Annotated in this window: 16 protein-coding genes; 10 read left to right on the forward strand and 6 right to left on the reverse strand. The window is 64.2% G+C overall.

Features of this window, described 5'->3' with window-relative positions; all coding sequences use genetic code 11:
• The first annotated feature begins 64 nt into the window (after positions 1-64).
• The 3 genes from PMI04_RS10325 (at position 65) to PMI04_RS10335 (ending at position 1,999) form a co-directional block, all read left to right on the forward strand.
• A complete protein-coding gene (locus tag PMI04_RS10325) occupies positions 65-334 on the forward strand; it encodes a hypothetical protein (protein ID WP_007712154.1) in 270 nt (89 codons plus the stop codon).
• Between the two features lie 61 nt (positions 335-395).
• Positions 396-1,226 (forward strand): DUF692 domain-containing protein, encoded by an 831-nt coding sequence (locus PMI04_RS10330; RefSeq protein ID WP_007712157.1) that lies wholly within the window; start codon positions 396-398, stop codon positions 1,224-1,226.
• Positions 1,223-1,999 (forward strand): DNA-binding domain-containing protein, encoded by a 777-nt coding sequence (locus tag PMI04_RS10335; protein WP_007712159.1) that lies wholly within the window; start codon positions 1,223-1,225, stop codon positions 1,997-1,999. Before PMI04_RS10330 ends, PMI04_RS10335 begins: the two co-directional genes overlap by 4 nt.
• 188 nt (positions 2,000-2,187) lie before the next feature.
• On the opposite strand, the gene PMI04_RS10340 is transcribed toward PMI04_RS10335, so the two are convergent.
• Together PMI04_RS10340 and PMI04_RS10345 are read right to left on the reverse strand one after the other, a co-directional pair.
• Positions 2,188-4,932 carry a winged helix-turn-helix domain-containing protein gene (locus PMI04_RS10340; protein WP_007712162.1) on the reverse strand — a complete coding sequence of 915 codons (2,745 nt, stop codon included), beginning with the start codon at positions 4,930-4,932 and terminating at the stop codon, positions 2,188-2,190.
• Positions 4,933-5,039: 107 nt separating this feature from the next.
• On the reverse strand, positions 5,040-6,125 hold the full coding sequence (locus tag PMI04_RS10345; protein ID WP_007712164.1) for a redoxin family protein: 1,086 nt from the start codon (positions 6,123-6,125) through the stop codon (positions 5,040-5,042).
• A gap of 213 nt (positions 6,126-6,338) precedes the next feature.
• Here PMI04_RS10345 and PMI04_RS10350 point away from each other — a divergent pair, with 213 nt between their 5' ends.
• From PMI04_RS10350 to PMI04_RS10360, 3 genes are read left to right on the forward strand one after another with little or no spacing between them, the layout of a single operon-like run.
• Complete coding sequence (locus tag PMI04_RS10350) at positions 6,339-7,610, forward strand: epoxide hydrolase family protein (RefSeq protein WP_007712166.1); 1,272 nt, start codon at positions 6,339-6,341, stop codon at positions 7,608-7,610.
• 26 nt (positions 7,611-7,636) lie between these two features.
• On the forward strand, positions 7,637-8,050 hold the full coding sequence (locus tag PMI04_RS10355) for an organic hydroperoxide resistance protein (protein ID WP_007712168.1): 414 nt from the start codon (positions 7,637-7,639) through the stop codon (positions 8,048-8,050).
• 25 nt (positions 8,051-8,075) lie between these two features.
• Positions 8,076-8,846, forward strand: coding sequence for an alpha/beta hydrolase (locus PMI04_RS10360; RefSeq protein ID WP_007712170.1), 771 nt, complete (start codon positions 8,076-8,078; stop codon positions 8,844-8,846).
• Between the two features lie 69 nt (positions 8,847-8,915).
• Here the strand turns inward: PMI04_RS10360 and PMI04_RS10365 are convergent, their stop codons facing one another.
• A complete protein-coding gene (locus tag PMI04_RS10365; protein WP_007712172.1) occupies positions 8,916-9,878 on the reverse strand; it encodes a quinone oxidoreductase in 963 nt (320 codons plus the stop codon).
• Between the two features lie 51 nt (positions 9,879-9,929).
• Complete coding sequence (locus PMI04_RS10370) at positions 9,930-10,496, reverse strand: TetR/AcrR family transcriptional regulator (protein ID WP_007712173.1); 567 nt, start codon at positions 10,494-10,496, stop codon at positions 9,930-9,932.
• 216 nt (positions 10,497-10,712) lie between these two features.
• On the opposite strand from PMI04_RS10370, the gene PMI04_RS10375 reads away from it, so the two are divergent.
• A complete protein-coding gene (locus PMI04_RS10375; RefSeq protein ID WP_007712174.1) occupies positions 10,713-11,747 on the forward strand; it encodes an alpha/beta hydrolase in 1,035 nt (344 codons plus the stop codon).
• Between the two features lie 12 nt (positions 11,748-11,759).
• Positions 11,760-12,293 (forward strand): cytochrome P460 family protein, encoded by a 534-nt coding sequence (locus tag PMI04_RS10380; protein ID WP_007712175.1) that lies wholly within the window; start codon positions 11,760-11,762, stop codon positions 12,291-12,293.
• A 14-nt stretch (positions 12,294-12,307) separates the two neighbouring features.
• On the opposite strand, the gene PMI04_RS10385 is transcribed toward PMI04_RS10380, so the two are convergent.
• Together PMI04_RS10385 and PMI04_RS10390 are read right to left on the reverse strand one after the other, a co-directional pair.
• Positions 12,308-13,039 (reverse strand): SDR family NAD(P)-dependent oxidoreductase, encoded by a 732-nt coding sequence (locus tag PMI04_RS10385; protein WP_007712176.1) that lies wholly within the window; start codon positions 13,037-13,039, stop codon positions 12,308-12,310.
• Positions 13,036-14,451 carry an aldehyde dehydrogenase family protein gene (locus PMI04_RS10390; RefSeq protein ID WP_007712177.1) on the reverse strand — a complete coding sequence of 472 codons (1,416 nt, stop codon included), beginning with the start codon at positions 14,449-14,451 and terminating at the stop codon, positions 13,036-13,038. The genes PMI04_RS10385 and PMI04_RS10390 overlap by 4 nt, the downstream gene beginning before the upstream one ends.
• Positions 14,452-14,551: 100 nt before the next feature.
• Between PMI04_RS10390 and PMI04_RS10395 the strand changes: the two genes are divergently transcribed.
• A complete protein-coding gene (locus PMI04_RS10395; protein WP_007712179.1) occupies positions 14,552-15,475 on the forward strand; it encodes a LysR family transcriptional regulator in 924 nt (307 codons plus the stop codon).
• Between the two features lie 610 nt (positions 15,476-16,085).
• Positions 16,086-16,616, forward strand: coding sequence for a TonB-dependent receptor plug domain-containing protein (locus PMI04_RS10400; protein ID WP_238535951.1), 531 nt, complete (start codon positions 16,086-16,088; stop codon positions 16,614-16,616).
• Positions 16,617-16,713: the final 97 nt, after the last annotated feature.

The raw sequence follows: 16,713 nt of genomic DNA on the forward strand, positions 1-16,713 counted from the left end.
GGGGGCCGCTCCAGACCGAAAGACAGGGGCCAGATTGGCTTAACATTCTTTCGGAGAGATCATCATGCTCACCTATAACAGCGGCATTGGCATGGCTGCTTCGGCGGCCGCCATCGCGATCGTTTCAGCAGCAGCGGCCCCGGCCGGGGCGCAGGACAGCGCGGATACGAAAGTCGTTCACTGCTACGGCATCAACAGCTGCAAGGGCACGTCGGACTGCAAGACCGCCAGCAACGAATGCAAGGGGCAGAACGTCTGCAAGGGGCATGGTTTCAAGGCCATGACCGTCAAGGCGTGCAAGGCCGCCGGAGGCAGCCTGACCGAGCCGAAATGACGTTTCACTGCCCGGCGTGCACAGGCGCGTCGGGCAGCCCTAATCAGCAGGGAGTGTACCCATGATCCCCTCCTTCTTCGGTTTCGGACTTGGCCTGCGCAAACAGCATTATGCCGACTTTCTGGACCATCGCATTGCGGTCGATTTTCTTGAGGTGATTTCCGAGAATTTCATGATCGACGGCGGTCGGCCGCGACATATTCTGCGCGATATTCGTGCCCGCTACCCCGTCGCCCTGCATGGCGTGTCCATGTCCATCGGTTCCGCCGACGGACTTGATCGGGCCTATCTCACGCGGCTACGCGCGCTTGTCGATGATATCGAGCCGCTGTTCGTGTCGGACCATCTCAGCTGGTCGCGGATCGAGGGCTTCAGTTCGCACGATCTGCTGCCGCTGCCCTACACGCAGGAAGCATTCGATATCGTCAGCTCCAATATCGACCGCGCACAGAACGCGCTGGGCCGTGCGATGCTGATAGAGAACCCGTCGACCTATATTGATTTCGCTCCGGCGGACATGACCGAATGGCAGTTCATCGACGCCCTGTGCGCGCGAACGGGCTGCGGACTGCTGCTCGATGTCAACAATGTGTTCGTCAGCGCCAGCAATCACGGCTTCGACCCTGTCGCCTATCTCGACGGCGTGCCGCATGACCGCGTGCGGCAGATTCATCTCGCCGGGCACAGCCATGGCGACCATCTGCTGATCGACACGCATGACCAGGCGGTGCCTCGGTCCGTGTGGCAACTCTATGCGCATGTCCTGCCGAAACTTGGACCGGTCGCGACGATGATCGAACGCGATGACGCCATCCCGCCGCTGGCCGACCTGCTGGTGGAGCTTTCCACCGCGCGCGGGATATCCGCCGGGAAGTTGGAGGAAGCGGCATGAGCCTGCTGGCGCTTCAGCGCGACATGCGAGACTGGCTGCTACGGGAAGACATGGCTGCTGCCGATCGCATCGGTGCAGAGGCCGGGCCTGGCCTTGCCCTCTATCAGAATAATTACCGCACCCAGCTTGTCACCTGTCTGGAAGTCAGCTTTCCGCGAACCCGTGCGTGGATCGGTGAGGATATGTTTCTTCATGCCGCCGTACATCACATCGACAGCGTCCCGCCGAGCAACTGGACACTAGACGCATATGGACGCGATTTTCCGGCAACACTTGCACGGCTTCACGCTGCCAATCCCGAGATAGCGGAAATCGCTGGCATTGAGCTTGCACTGGAAGAGCTATTCGTCGCAGCCGACAGCCCCGCCGTTCGGCTGGGCGGTTTGGGCAATGTCGACTGGGATCGCGCGGTGTTGACATTCGCGTCGTCGGTCGACCTTATACACCTCCAAACCAATGGCTTTGTCATATGGTCGGCTCTGGTTGATCAGAAAGAACCACCCGCGCCGCAATATCTGGACATGCCCGATATCGTCATTTTGTGGCGTCAGGGCGAGCAGTGCCGCATCAGGACTATCGACGATGCCGAGTCGCAGGCGCTGATCAAACTGCGTCACGGCATGACATTCGGCGCATTGTGCCGTGACATCGCACTGTCGCTCGGAGAAGAGGCTGGCATGACGCTTGTTGGACGGTGGCTGGGCTTATGGCTTTCCGATCATATAGTGGTTGCCATAGACGATCACGGGCAAGCTTCGTCGCCGTGCTTATAGTCAGATGTTAAGGTTGTGTTTTGAAGATACGACTACTGCGGCTCTCTTTGCAGAACGGCAAAATTGTTCGCCAGTTTGCCGAAAAGGCGGAAGGTCTGCATTTTGGGCGCCGGACTCTGGCTCTGAGCGGCTGATAAGGGGCGTTCCAGGCTCTCCTACGCCCAAGCGAACCCATCCGCCAACAGCCGTCACGAAGAAGCCAGATCACCGGCGGCCCGCAACTCCCATCCGGCAGCGCCTTGCCGACGGGAGAGCGTGATAGCGCCATCCAAGAAGGAAATTGCAGTTGCGCTGTCTTCCCGCGCGTTTGCGACCCTAGCCTTGATCCGCAACAGTTCCGGCATCAGGCATTGTTCGCCATTCGCCTCGCACCGCTGGATGGTGGCGTCGATCACATTGCCAGCCTCCGTGAAACGCGAGTCGAACATCAGGCCCTGGGCCAGTGCGATGGAAAAAGGCGTCGTCAGCAGATCATAGCGGGCAGCGCGTAGCCGGACGAGACATTGCTCGATGGCGGCCAGTGCGTCGCCACCTGCTTGCCCGCGCAGGATCGCGAACTCGCCGGCAAATCCGCTGGCGGCGGCGATATAGGGACCGAGCGCATTGGCTTCGGCGCAGTCGGCAAAGGTGGCGAGCGTTTCCTCCGCAGCTGCAAAATCCATCATCCAGCTGTGGATTGACAGCGACCAGATCAGCGCGATGCAGAGCGTCACGGGATGATTGAGCGTCGCGGCTTCCTCGACGGCCTGGCGCGCCAGCGCCCTGGCTCGCTGTTCATCACCGGTCAGCCAGAGCGTGCGGGCCAATGCGATGATCGAGCGATTGCGATGGTCGAAGCCATAGCGGACGGTCCGGCTGCGCAGCGATGGAGGCGAGCAAGCAAGGGACATGTCCAGATCAGCACGCGCCTGAATCTGGTTGCCGGCCAGATGGTGCGAGATGCCCGACAGGGAATAGGCGACGCCGATCGCCTCATCCTCGCCAATCGCTTCCGCTATTTCGATCGCTCGTTCCGCATGGTCCATTGCGACCTGATATTCGCCGATCCGCTCATGAAAAATGTGCAGTCGGCCGAGAATGCGCAACTCGCTCCAGCGATCCTCCAGCCGCCGGGCGATTTCCAGCGCGCGGTCGAGCGCTTTGCCGACTTCCGGTCGGTTGCCGCGGGTGAACATCAGCGCGATGGCCAGCGCGCCCTGCAATTCCAGCTCGATCGCGGTGCCGCGTTCGCTGTCCGCCATTTCGGCAAGCGCCCGGCTGCACCAGTTGCGGCATTCGATAAGGTGCGAGAGATTGAGGAAGACCGGCGCACTGGCAGCGGCAAGGCGCACGGCGATGCGCCGATCCCCGTCTTCGCCAAAGGCCCAGTCGAGCGCGCTGCGGATATTGCCCAGTTGCTGCCGCAAGGGGCGCTGATCCTGAAGGACGTCATCCTCCTGCGCGAGCAGGGCTTCCAGTTCCGCCAGATAATAGGCAGCATGGCGCCGGGCATTGGCATGGAAATCCGACTGCCCACGGGCGAGCAGATGCTGACGCCCATGGGCGCGGGTCATCTCCAGGAGGCGATAGGTGCCCGCGCCACGCATCCGATTGGGCGCGATCAGCGACTTGGCGACCAGTTGATCGACGGCGGCCGCGATATCGTCCGCGCCCACCAGCGCATCGGCCACCACCGCCAGCGCCGCGTCGATCGAGAAGGGGCCGACGAAGATGGCGAGCCGCTCCAGCACGATCCGCTCGACGTCGGGCAGGAGGTCATGGCTCCAGTCGAGCGTCGCCTGCAACGTCTGCTGACGCGGCAGGGCGGTGCGCCGCCCCGGCCACATCAGGCTGAAGCGTTCGCCCAGTTGCCGGGCTGTCGCTTCCAGACCATGGGTCGCGGCGCGCACGGCCGCCAGCTCGATCGGCAGGGCCATGCCGCCCAGCCGGGCGCACAGATCCCCGATCAGGCGCGCATCGCCTTCATCCACCTGGAACAAGCTGTCGGCCGCGCTCGCCCGTTCCAGGAACAGCTCAATCGCGGGATAGGCGCGCAATTGTGTAAGCGTCAGAGCTTCGCCATCGTCGGGATAGCCCAGCGCGTCGAGGCGATGGACGTGTTCGCCACGCACCCGCAACGGCTCGCGCGAGGTGGCAAGGATGCGCACTTGCGGCGCCGCGTCGATGATATGTTCGACCAGTTCGGCGGTGGGGCCGATCAGATGTTCGCAATTGTCGAGCAGCAGCAGAAAGGATTGATCGCGCAGATGGCCCAGGATCACCGCCAGCGGATCGTCGCTCTGCACGGTCAGGCCCATGGCGCCGGCGATCATCGGCCGCACCAGGCCGGGGTTTTCCAACATGCTGAAATCGACGAAGGCGACGCGATTGGCGAATTGTGGGGCGAGGGCGTGGCCGATCTCGATCGCCAGCGACGTCTTGCCGACCCCGCCGGCCCCGACGATGGTGAAAAGGGGGGTGTCTGCAACCCGATCCTGCAACAAGGCCAGATCATCCGAGCGTCCGATCAGATGGGGCAGGCGGGGCGGGATATTATGCGCTGGCGCCAATGGAACGGCTGCCGCCTGCGCAGGGGACGCCATATTTGCAGGGCTCTGCACCGCGACCGGGGCGACGAAGGCATAGCCGACCCCGACCTGGGTCGCGATGTAGCGCGCGCCATCGGTGCCTTCGCCCAGCAGCTTGCGCAGTCCCGCCATGTGGAAACGCAGGCTGCCATCCTCGACCACCACATCGGGCCAGACGCGCTTGAGCAGATCGCGCTTGGAAAGGATTTGGCCCGGTTGTTCGGTCAGCACCACCAGCAGGTCGAAGGAGCGGCCGCCAATCTCCACGGGCATGCCGTCGCGGGTGAGCAGCCGTTCGGCCGGCAGTAGCGCGAAGGGGCCGAAGCTGCGCCGTTCGCCCAGAAGCTGCTTCTCTCCGTCCGCCACGCTTGCACCATCCCATTTCCGGCGACGCTCGCGCCGCTGTCTGCTGCATTGCCATATCGTTAGCGAAAGGCAACGACCAGTAGGATGGCGAGAGATGGACCGGGAAATCAGCCGAAGGTGAAGGAATAGGCTCTGGCTCCCGGCCGGGCGAACTGGATAGCGATGGTGCGATCGCGAACGGGGCCGCTCTGGCGGACAAGCTGGTAGAGCCGGTCTTCCCGCACTTCGCCCCAGCCCTGCGCATCGGTATCGGCGCCATGGCTGGCACCGGGCGCCGCGCCATCGATCGTCACGCGGAAACGGATCGGGTGGCCATCGGGTGCGCCGCCCAGGACCAGATGCGCGTCACGTGCATGGAAGCGATAGCGCAGCGTGCCATTGGGTGCATCCAGGCGGGTAAATTCCGATCCGACGGTCCAGTCGCCTGACACATCCCACCCGCCCAGCGGCAGATCCGTTGCTGCCCTGTAGCTTGCGGTCGCATCCCGGCGCAGGCCGCCGGGCGATTGGAAGCCGGTTGCCTTGTCATGGCCCAGATAAGCTTCGCCCGATGCCAGATTACGCCAGTCGGCCGGCGCCTCGATCCCGCTCCCCTGGGTTGGCGTCACGGGAATGGCGGCAGGATCGTGGCCGGCCTCGGCCAGCAGGCGGCGGATCAATTGTTCGGATTCGGCATAATCGCCCTCGCCGACGCGATAGCCGCGCACCTGCCCCTTGGCGTCGATGAAATAAAAGCCGGGCCAGCCCTGATTGCCGAACGCCTGCCAGACGGCATAGTCATTGTCTTGAAGATTGGGATAGCCCACGCCCAACCGGGCTGTGGCCTGACGGACCTTGGCGGGATCATGCTCGAACCGGAATTCGGGCGCATGGATGCCGACCACGACCAGTCCCTTATCGCCATAACGTTCCTGCCAGGCCCGTAGATAGGGCAGGGCGCGCAGCGAGTTGATGCAGGAATAGGTCCAGAAATTCACTAGCACCACCTTGCCGCGCAGCGAGGCCACGCCACCCGGCACGGGCGTCAGCCAGGGGCCTGCATGATCGAGCACGTCAATGGCCTTTCGAGGAGTGCCGAACGGCGCGGCAAGGGAAGGGGCTGCGCGGATCGCATCGGCGCAGCAGGCGATGGTGGTGGCACCGGCTGCCAGCAGGGCGGCGGCGATGAAGCGGATCGAACGGGTTCTGGTCATGGCGGGCGGCCTTGTGGTTGCTTTCTTGCCCGCAATGTAGCGCCCGGTCGCGCGGGCGCCCGTTAGGTCCCATGCGCGCGTGTTAGTTGGCGGCAGCGGCGCGTCGGCGGATCGCATTTGCAACGGCTAACGGTTCATCATCCCAACTAACGGGCGTTCCGCGCCCGCTCCTCTATCTCCGGGACCATGACTTCCCGGATCGAGGAAATGAACATGACGGAACCCTATTCGACATCACGCCGCCGGTTCATGGCAGGCGCTGCATTGGCAGGCGCGGCCGGGACCATGCCGTCCGCGCTGCGGGCCGCGATCGACGACACGGCTGTTCGGCCCTTTCGCGTCGCCATCCCGCAGGCGGACATTGCAACGATGAAGCGGCGCATCGCCGAAACCCGCTGGGCCGACGCCCAGCCGGTCTCCGACGACAGCCAGGGCGTGCGCCGCCAGACGCTGGAACCGCTGATGGGCTACTGGGCTGGCGCCTATGACTGGCGTCCGGTCGAGGCACAGCTCAATGCGCTGCCGATGTTCAGCACCCGGATCGACGGGCTCGACATCCACTTCATCCATGTCCGCTCGCATCATGCGGGCGCTATGCCGATGATCCTGACCCATGGCTGGCCGGGTTCGATCCTGGAATTTCTGAAGGTCATCGGCCCGCTGACCGATCCGACCGCGCATGGCGGCACGGCCGACGATGCCTTCCACCTCGTCATCCCCTCCATCCCTGGCTTCGGCTTTTCCGAAAAGCCCCGCGTGCCGGGCTGGGGATCCGACCATATCGGTCGGGCCTGGTCAGTGCTGATGCGACGGCTGGGCTATGACCGCTATGTCAGCCAGGGCGGCGATTGCGGATCGGTGATCTCGCAGCGCATGGCGTTGCAGCATGTGCCGGGCCTGATCGGCATCCATCTCAACATGCCGGCCGTCGTGCCGGCCGAGATCGCCCATATCCTTGCCGCCGGCGATCCCGCCCCCGCCACCTTGAGCGCGCCGGAACGCCGGGCCTTCGACCAACTCGCCGTCTTCTGTCGCGACAATGCCGCCTATGCCGCGATGATGAACACGCGGCCGCAGACGATCGGCTATGCGCTGGTGGACTCGCCGGTCGGCATGGCGGCGTGGATGTATGAGAAGATCGCGCAATGGACCTATAGCGACGGCCAGCCCGAGAAAGTGCTGGGCCGCGATGCCATTCTCGATGATCTTTCGCTTTACTGGCTGACCGGCACCGGCGCCTCGGCCGCCCGGATCTATTGGGAAGATCATAGCAATAACTTCAACGCGCGCGGCGTCATCGACCTGCCGGTCGCGATCAGCGTCTTCCCCGGCGAGATTTTCCGCGCGCCCAGAAGTTGGGCCGAGCGCTGCTACAGCCGCCTCCATTATTTCAACGAGGTGGCCGATGGCGGCCATTTCGCCGCCTGGGAACAGCCGATGCTGTTCACGCAGGAACTGCGCGCCGCCTTTCGCTCGCTGCGCTGAACTCCCTCAATAAAAGGAGACTTGCCATGTCCGACACCAAGACGCTCTACACCGCCCAGGTCCATGTGACCGGCGGACGTGAAGGCCACGCCCGCAGTTCCGACGGTCGTCTTGACCTCCCTCTGTCCACACCCGGCGGATCAGGGCAGGGGACCAATCCCGAACAATTGTTCGCGGCCGGCTGGTCTGCCTGTTTCGAAGGCGCGATGGCGATCGCCGCGAAGGCAAAGGGCGTGGCCCTGCCGGACGACCTTGCCATCGATGCGGAGGTGTCGCTGCGCCATGGCGACGAAGGCTATTCGCTTGCCGCCCGGCTCAATGTTTCGGTGCCCGGCCTCGCATCCGACATGGCCCGGCAGATCATCGAACAGGCGCACCGCACCTGCCCTTATTCCAAGGCGATCAAGGGCAATATCGATGCCCTGGTTACGCTCGTCTGAAACCCCGAACCTCAGGAGATTTGACATGCGGACTCTCATCATGGGCGCATTGCTGGCGGGCCTCGCGGCGGGCAATGCGCAGGCGCAGCCAACCAAGCCGACCATCGTCCTCGTCCATGGCGCCTTTGCCGACAGTTCCAGCTGGAACGGGGTGATCTCCTTCCTTGAACAGGATGGCTATCGGGTGGTCGGCGCGCCCAATCCGCTGCGCGGCGTGCGCGCCGATGCCGATGTCGTGGCCGATCTGGTTCGCAGCATCGCGGGACCGGTGATCCTGGTCGGTCATTCCTATGGCGGGTCGGTGATCAGCGAGGCGGCGGCTGGCGACGCCAATGTAAAGGGGCTGGTCTATGTCGCGGCCTTCGCACCTGACGTTGGCGAAACTGCCATCGGCCTGACTGGCAAATTCCCTGGCAGCACGCTTGGGCCGGCACTGGCGCCGCCGGTCTCGCTCGGTTCGGGAGGCAAGGATCTCTATATCCTGCAGGCCCGCTTCCATGACCAGTTCGCCGCCGACGTGCCGCCGGCCGAGGCGCGGCTGATGGCGGCGGGGCAGCGCCCGATCGCCGAAGCCGCCCTGTCGGAAGCCGCGACCCAGGCGGCGTGGAAGACCGTGCCGTCCTGGTTCATCTATGGCGACGCCGACCGCAACATCCCGCCCGCTGCCATGGCCTTCATGGCGCAGCGCGCAGCGGCGCGGCAGAGCGTGGTGATCCGCGGCGCATCGCATGTCGTGATGGTGTCGCACGCGCCCGAGGTCGCCCGGCTGATCGAGAAGGCAGCGACTGCGGACTGAAGACGCCTGCCGAAGGTGGGGCTGATATAAGGATCGGCTGCGCGTGCCGTGCAGCCGATCCTTTCGCGTTCACGGAATCAGCAACAGCTTGCCGGTGGTGGCACGGCTTTCCATCGCGGCATGGGCGATGGCGGCATCGGCTAGCGGGAATGTCGTGGCCGGGGCGATCGTCAGTTGGCCCGTGCGCACCCAGTCGAACAGTTGCGCGGTACGCGCCCGAAGGCGATGGGGCGTCGGGATATGATCGAAGAAGACCGCGTAGCCGAGCTTGATGCTGCGTGGCAGCTTCATGAGGTCGAAGTCCGTCGGGGCGCCCAGCACCGGGCCATACCAGCAGAAGGTGCCCGAACTGCGTAGCGACGCCAGCGATCCTTCAAAGGTGGCCGGTCCCGATCCGTCATAGACGACATCGACGCCGCGTCCGTCCGTCAGGCGCAGCACGGCATCCGCGAAGTCGCCATTGGCGTCGACGATGACATGCTCAGCGCCAGCCGCCTCGGCAGCGGCGACCTTGTCGGCGCTCGACACCCGGCCGATGACGCGACCGCCGCGCAGGCGGATGATCTGGGTCAATATCTGCCCCAGGCCGCCGGCGGCGGCATGGACCAGCGCTATGTCTCCAGCGCGGACGGGATAGAAATCGGTGGCGAAATGGCTGGCGGTCAGGCCCTGCATCATCAGCGACGCGGCGGTCCGGTCGTCAATATCGTCGGGGATCGGTACGGCGGAACCGGCCGGCATGATTACCCGGTCGGCATAGCTGCCCTGCGCATAGACCCAGGCGACCCGCTGGCCGATCGCCAGCCCTTCGACATCGGCCCCCAGCGCGAAGATCCGGCCCGCGCCCTCGACACCGGGTATATGGGGCAGCGGCACATTCATCATGCCGCGACGGATACCGATGTCCATGAAGTTGACACCGACAGCGACAGGCGCGACGGCGATTTCGCCCGGCCCCGGTTGCGGGTCGGGCAATGCCTCCATTTCCAGTACATCGGACCCGCCATAGGCCCGCATGGTGACAGCTTTCATCGTCAGTCTCCTTATATTGAATGATCGTTCCATAATTGGGAAAAAAAGGGGTCAGCGAAGTGCTCGCATCGCAAAGGGGATCATCGCGGCGACATGATCGGCACTGGCGCCGGCCCGTGCGGCAAGGCGGATGCTGGAAATGGTCTGGAGCAGGAAGGTGGCGAGCGGATCGATGGCAATGTCCGCGCCAAGGTCGCCCTGTTGGCGCGCGCGGTGCAGTGCATCGGTCATCGACTGGGCGAGCACCGCGCCGAAACTATCCCGGATGCGGACGAGTTCGGGACGGGTGCAGCCGAACTCGACGACCGAACCGATGCCCATGCAGCCGGCCGCCGCATCCGCCACCACCCGTTCCAGCATGGCGCGGATTCCGTCGATCGCGCGCGGCGCGTTGGCCAGCGCCGCGACATGGGCGGCAACCTCCTGCTGGCAATATTGGCGCAGGGCTGCGCAATAGATGCCCCATTTGTCGCCGAACGTGTCGTAGAGGCTCTGGCGACCGATCCCCATGGCATCGACCAGCATCTGCGCGGATGTGCCTTCATAACCATGGTCGCGGAACACGCCTACGGCTGCAGCAACGGCGGCATCGATATCGAATTGTTTGGGGCGGGCCATGCCCTTCTAGATAGAGTAATGGAACAATCATTCAAGATGTGTCAAAATGCCCATCGCGAAATTTTGCGAGGCCATCATGGGGGTATGTCGCATGCGCGCTCACAGCAGATCACAGCGATTAACAGGCGCATCGCTGGCGATGCGCCTATCAGAAAGCGGTCGCTGTGAGTGCCGGCCAGCTTGGATCCGGTTCAACCCATGGATGGGAGAATGATGATGCGTCAGGATATTGCAGACCCGGTTCGCCGGGATTTCGTTCGCGTCGCCGCCGCCATGGCCGCGACGCTGGTGGCTGGCGGATCGGCGGGGCGGGCGCTTGGCGCTCCGGTTGCCGGTGCGAACCCGCCTGCGCTGGGACAGATCCGTCAGATCGACGCGGGCGTGCTCAATATCGGCTATGTCGACATGGGGCCGCGCGATGGCGCGCCGGTCCTGCTGCTTCATGGCTGGCCCTATGACATCCACGCTTTTGCCGAGGTCGCGCCGCTGCTGGTGGCGCAGGGGCATCGGGTCATCATCCCGCATCTGCGCGGCCATGGCAGCACCGTCTTCCGCGACGCCGCCACCCCGCGCAATGCACAGCAGGCGGCGCTGGGCGCGGATGGCATCGCGCTGATGGATGCGCTGGGCATCCGCCAAGCGGTGGTGGCCGGCTTCGATTGGGGCGCGCGCACGGCGGACATCATGGCGGTGCTGTGGCCCGAACGGTGCAAGGCGCTGGTGTCGGTCAGCGGCTATCTGATCGGCAGCCAGGCGGCCAATGCCAAGCCGCTGCCGCCAGCCGCGGAGCTGCAATGGTGGTATCAATATTATTTCGCGACGGAGCGCGGCAAGGCCGGCTATGCCGCCAATACCAACGCCTTCAACAAGCAGATCTGGCAATTGGCGTCGCCGCGCTGGGCGTTCGACGATGCGACCTTCACCCGGTCGGCAGCCTCCTTCGTCAATCCCGATCATGTTGCGATCGTCATCCACAATTATCGCTGGCGGCTCGGTCTGGCCGAAGGCGAGCCGCAATATGATGCGCTGGAGGCGAAGCTGGCTGCTGGCCCGCCAGTGACGATCCCCGCGATCACGATGGAAGGCGATGCCAATGGCGCGCCGCACCCCGATCCGGCCGCCTATCGCGCCAAGTTCACCGGCGCTTATGCGCATCGTCTGATCGACGGCGGCATCGGTCATAATCTGCCGCAGGAGGCGCCGGCTGCCTTTGCAAAAGCCGTGCTCGACGCCGCACGCATGGCCGGATGAGGGAGCCAAGCGATGACAAGGATCGGCACTCTGGCCCTGGGCATGGCGGCATTGCTGCTGGGCGGATCGGTGGTCTTCGCCAGCCCGGCCCGCAAGGCGCAGGCGTCCCCTATCTATGGCGTGACCCTGCCCAAGGGCTATCGCGACTGGACGCTGATCGGCGTGGCGCAGGAAAATGGCAAGAATGATGATATTCGGGCGATCCTGGGCAATGCCATTGCGGTGAAGGCCTTTCGCGATGGCAAGCGACCTTTTCCCGATGGCGCGGTGATCGTCCGGCTGGCCTGGCGCTATCAGGCCTCTCCGCGCAACGACGCGGTGTTTCCCGCCCCGCAATCCTTCGTTGCCGGCGCGCCAACCAATGTGCAGGTCAGCGTCAAGGATGCGAAGCGCTATGCCGCGACCGGCGGCTGGGGCTATGGCCAGTTCGAGGGCGGTCGCCCCAATCCCGACCCCGCCGTGGTCCAGAGTTGCTTTGCCTGTCACCAGAAGCTGGAGGGGCTGGAAAAGGGCAAGGATTTCGTCTTCACCGACTATGCGGAATAAGGGGCGGCCTTGCTTTACCAGGGCAGGGGGCCATCCTCATTGAAGAAGCCGCCATTGGGGCCGTCTTCCGGCAGCGTCGCAAAGGTCATGACCACCCGCGCGCCCTGTTCGACCGTGCGGGTGCCGGCATGGCCGTTGAGGTCGGTGGCGATATGGCCAGGCGTCACGCTGTTGATGCGGATGTGCCGGTGCGTCGCGCTGCGCTGGAAGGCGTGGGCATAATGTTGTGTCAGCATCAAAATGGCGGTCTTGGACGAGGCATAGGCCAAGATCGTGTCCGACTGGCCGAACAGGGTGGCGGGATCGCTGGTGAGTGCGAGCGAGGCGCTGGTGCTGGAGACGTTGACGATACGCGGCGCGTCGGATCGGACCAGCAGCGGCAGCATCTGCCGCGTCACCCGCACCAGGCCGAAGACATTGGTGTCATAGGTTTCGCGCATGTTTGCCGCCGACGTCTCGATCGTCGGCACGCGCCGCAACATGCCGGCATTATTGACCAATATGTCGATCCGGCCATGCTCGGCCTCGATCTGAGCGGCGGCCGCGATCACGCTGGCGTCGCTGGTCACGTCGATGAGGATCGACTGGACATCGATCCCTTCGGCGCGCAGCTCTGCCGCCGCCTCTGCGCCGCGCCCGGCATCGCGGCTACCAAGCAGCATCGTCATGCCGGCCTGGCCGAGCTGGCGCACCACTTCCTTGCCCAGCCCCTTGTTGGCGCCGGTGACGAACGCGATCCGGCTCATGCGAGCACCGTGCGCGGTTCGAGGAAGGCGTCGAGGCCGAAGCTGCCAAATTCGCGGCCGATTCCCGACTGCTTCACCCCGCCAAAGGGGGCGAGCGGCTCATGCGCGGCGCCGTTGATGACGACCCGGCCGGAATCCAGCTGTCGTGCCACGCGCTTCAGCCGGTCGGGGTCGGTACCCAGCAGATAATTTTGCAGGCCATAATCGCTATCGTTGGCGATCCGGATCGCATCCGCCTCGCCCTGATAGGCGATGATCGACAGCACCGGGCCGAATATCTCCTCGCGCGCGATGCGCATATCATTGTCGACATCGGTGAACAGCGTGGGCCGGACGAACCAGCCGCGATCCAGCCCCATGGGCCGCCCATCGCCGCCCGCCAGCAGGGTCGCGCCCTCCGCCTGGCCGAGCCGGATATAGGATTGTACCCGGTCCCATTGCCTCTGGCTGACCATTGGGCCGATGCGCGATGCCGGGTCGCTGGCCGGGCCGACCTGCCAATCCGCCAGTGCGGCAATCAGGCGATCCTGCAACGCGCCCTTCAGCCGCGCGGGAACCAGGATGCGGGTACCGGCGATACAGGCCTGACCGCTGTTGATGAAGCCGCTCGTCAGGACCTGAACGGCAGCGGCGTCGAGATCTGCATCGTCGAGGATGATCTGCGCGCCCTTGCCCCCAAGTTCGAGCGTGACGCGGGCCATGCGTTCGGCGGCAGCGTGGAGGATCGCCCGGCCGGTGCCGGTCGATCCGGTGAAGCTGATTTTGGCGATGTCGCGATGGGCCGTGAGCGCGGCGCCGGCGACCGCGCCCGATCCGTTGACGATGTTGAGCGCGCCGGCTGGCAGGTCGGCCCGGTGCAGCGCCTGCAGCAGGACATGGGTCTGCAGCGCGCTCATCACGGACGGCTTGATGACGATCGAAGTGCCCGCTGCGATGGCGGTCGCTAGCTTGGCGCAGATGAAGCCGAAATTGCTGTTCCACGGCGTGATCGCCGCAGCAACGCCGATCGGGCGCATTTCGACCTCGGCAACTCCGATCCGGCGCTGCCAGGCATAGCTTTCCAGCACATGTGCCATGTCGAGGAAGACCGAGCCTGCGCGCCGCGCGCTATAGTCGATGAAATAGGTCGGGGCGCCATATTCCTGGCCCATCGCGGATGCCATCGCATCGCCATTGGCGGCTACCACGTCGGCCAGCCGTCGCAGCATCGCGATGCGCTCGGCCACCGTGCTATGGGCCATCACGGGAAAGGCCCGCTTCGCCGAAGCCACGGCCGCATCCACATCCGCCGCGTTCGACAGGCGGACAATGCCGATCCGTTCCTCCGTGGCGGGGTTGAACAAGGGTACCTGTTCATCGCCCGAAACGGGCAGGAACCGGCCGTTGATATAGTTTTCGCTGATCATCTGCATGGCGTGAATCCTCCATCTTGCATATGCGCAGCATGTGGACCCGCGCCGTCGATCTGATAAGAAGGACAAAATTGCACAGATTGATGAGGAATTTCGCGCAATGATGCCCAGCATCGCGGAGATGGAAGCGGTGCTGGCGGTCGCCCGCCATGGCGGCTTTCGGGCGGCTGCTCGTGATCTGCGCCTGTCTTCCTCCGCGCTCAGCCATGCAGTTGCCGCGCTGGAGGAAAGGCTGGCCGTGCGCCTGTTCAACCGGACGACGCGCAGCGTGGTACTGACCGCTGCGGGCGAGCAGTTCTTGGCCGGGATCGGGCCGGCATTGCAGGCGATCAGCCAGACCGTCGATGATCTGGGCGCCAACACCAGCGAACCGTCCGGTACGCTGCGGATCAACACCTCGCCAGGCGCAGCACGCATGATGCTTCAGCCGATCATTCTCGAATATGGCCGCCGCTATCCTCAGGTCATGGTCGAAGTCGTGACCGAAAGCGCGCTGGTCGACATTACCGGCCAGGGCTTCGACGCGGGCGCGCGGCTGGCCGATGCGATCCCGCCTGACATGATTGCCGTGCCGATCTTTCCGCAACTGCGGATGATAGTCGTCGGCGCACCGGCCTATCTGGGTGGGCATCGTGCCCCGATGGTGCCGGCTGATCTGCTCGACCATCGCTGCATCGGCATGCGACTGTCCAGCGGGCGGCTCTATCGCTGGGAGTTCGAGCGACATGGCGAGGCCATGCTGATCGACGCGCCGGGCAATCTCATCCTGGACGCGACCGACCTGATCCTAGACGCGGCCGTCAATGGCGCTGGGCTGGCCTATGTCGAGGAGTGCGGCGCGCTACCCCATATCGCGGCCGGGCGACTGGTCCCGCTGCTCGACGAATGGACACCGCCCTTTGCCGGCCTGTCGCTCTATTTCGCCGGGCGGCGCCATATTCCGCGCAAGTTGCAGGCACTGATCGAACTAATCCGCGAGATGCACAGGCAGAACGAAGATTTGACCAACCTCATTCTGCGCTAGAGGGACCACAAGAAGCTATGATCGCCACAATGGTCGAAGAGATGCCTTACGTCTGATGCATTCTTTTCACCGTCTACTTCTCGCACTGCATGGGAAAGCGGACGGTCGGCACTTAGATGATCAAAATTGCTGCCGGAATGACCGGCGTGGGTGTGCGCCGTGCGAAGGCGGCACTTTCTAGTGGGTGAAAGGCCCACCCGGCGATGCTCCAGCCGGAAGCAACCGGGGCAGGCATGGAGGTGACGATATGTCTGAAGCCCTCGGATGACGGTCACGTAGGTGACCGTGCGAGCGTACAGGTCGTAACGTGAGTGAACGCTGAGCAATCCTCGAAAAAGACGATGTGCAGGCCGACCCGTTAACCCTTACGGGGAAGGTTGATATGGACGGGCAAGTTTGAGCGACGTTTGAGCCCGTCTGCTGCACCGGGGTAGTGGCGACAGCATGTACGCAAGGAAAGTGCACGCAACACGGGAAGCCCCATGGCGTGCCGAGGGATCGGCAACCGGACGCCCGCGAGGGATGGGACGGGCGCGATGGGGTGGCGGAGAGGCCCGTAATACCGAGGAAGTCGGGTAATGCCGGTGGAGGGAAGGAGCCTCAGTTCAAGATGAACGCAACAAGTGGTGAGGGCAGGAGATTGGGAAACCTATCAACTCCGAAAAGCGTCCAGAAACTACAGAAGGCGTTGCACGCGAAAGCGAAGGCGGAAGCCGGCTATCGTTTCTACGCGCTGTACGACAAGATCATCCGCGTCGACGTCATCAATCGTGAGGAAATTGAGGAGAAGCTCCTCATTCGCCCTGGCAACATCGCCATGCTGGTCAGTGAGACGCCGGGCGTGCGGGTTCAGGCCACATCGCCCGCCCTTGGGGCAGCCAATGTCCGCATCCAGGGCCTCAAGGGTCGCTACACGCAGATACTGGCTGACGGATTGCCGCTCTACGGCGGGCAGACGCCTTCCATCGGTTTGCTGCAAATCCCACCGACCGATCTTGGCCAAGTGGAGATCATCAAGGGCGCTGCCTCGGCGCTCTACGGCCCCTCCGCATTGGGCGGGGTCATCAATCTGGTCTCGCGTCGTCCGGCCGGCGAACCGCAGGGCGAACTGCTGTTCAATGCCACTAGTCGCGACGGGTAGGATGTCACGGGCTATGTGGCCACGCCGCTCAGCAGCGTACTCAGCGCTTCGCTCACGGCCGGCTACGACCGACAAAGCCGGAAGGACCTGAACGACG

It is taken from the genome of Sphingobium sp. AP49 (assembly GCF_000281715.2).
In the GTDB taxonomy this organism is placed as follows: domain Bacteria; phylum Pseudomonadota; class Alphaproteobacteria; order Sphingomonadales; family Sphingomonadaceae; genus Sphingobium.

What these genes read in the sequence shown, in the direction of transcription:
- PMI04_RS10325 (WP_007712154.1), top strand. Translation starts at nt 65, where the DNA reads ATGCTCACCTATAACAGCGGCATTGGCATGGCTGCTTCGGCGGCCGCC.
- PMI04_RS10330 (WP_007712157.1), top strand. Translation starts at nt 396, where the DNA reads ATGATCCCCTCCTTCTTCGGTTTCGGACTTGGCCTGCGCAAACAGCAT.
- PMI04_RS10335 (WP_007712159.1), top strand. Translation starts at nt 1,223, where the DNA reads ATGAGCCTGCTGGCGCTTCAGCGCGACATGCGAGACTGGCTGCTACGG.
- PMI04_RS10345 (WP_007712164.1), bottom strand. Translation starts at nt 6,125, where the DNA reads ATGACCAGAACCCGTTCGATCCGCTTCATCGCCGCCGCCCTGCTGGCA.
- PMI04_RS10350 (WP_007712166.1), top strand. Translation starts at nt 6,339, where the DNA reads ATGACGGAACCCTATTCGACATCACGCCGCCGGTTCATGGCAGGCGCT.
- PMI04_RS10355 (WP_007712168.1), top strand. Translation starts at nt 7,637, where the DNA reads ATGTCCGACACCAAGACGCTCTACACCGCCCAGGTCCATGTGACCGGC.
- PMI04_RS10360 (WP_007712170.1), top strand. Translation starts at nt 8,076, where the DNA reads ATGCGGACTCTCATCATGGGCGCATTGCTGGCGGGCCTCGCGGCGGGC.
- PMI04_RS10365 (WP_007712172.1), bottom strand. Translation starts at nt 9,878, where the DNA reads ATGAAAGCTGTCACCATGCGGGCCTATGGCGGGTCCGATGTACTGGAA.
- PMI04_RS10370 (WP_007712173.1), bottom strand. Translation starts at nt 10,496, where the DNA reads ATGGCCCGCCCCAAACAATTCGATATCGATGCCGCCGTTGCTGCAGCC.
- PMI04_RS10375 (WP_007712174.1), top strand. Translation starts at nt 10,713, where the DNA reads ATGCGTCAGGATATTGCAGACCCGGTTCGCCGGGATTTCGTTCGCGTC.
- PMI04_RS10380 (WP_007712175.1), top strand. Translation starts at nt 11,760, where the DNA reads ATGACAAGGATCGGCACTCTGGCCCTGGGCATGGCGGCATTGCTGCTG.
- PMI04_RS10385 (WP_007712176.1), bottom strand. Translation starts at nt 13,039, where the DNA reads ATGAGCCGGATCGCGTTCGTCACCGGCGCCAACAAGGGGCTGGGCAAG.
- PMI04_RS10390 (WP_007712177.1), bottom strand. Translation starts at nt 14,451, where the DNA reads ATGCAGATGATCAGCGAAAACTATATCAACGGCCGGTTCCTGCCCGTT.
- PMI04_RS10395 (WP_007712179.1), top strand. Translation starts at nt 14,552, where the DNA reads ATGATGCCCAGCATCGCGGAGATGGAAGCGGTGCTGGCGGTCGCCCGC.
- PMI04_RS10400 (WP_238535951.1), top strand. Translation starts at nt 16,086, where the DNA reads ATGAACGCAACAAGTGGTGAGGGCAGGAGATTGGGAAACCTATCAACT.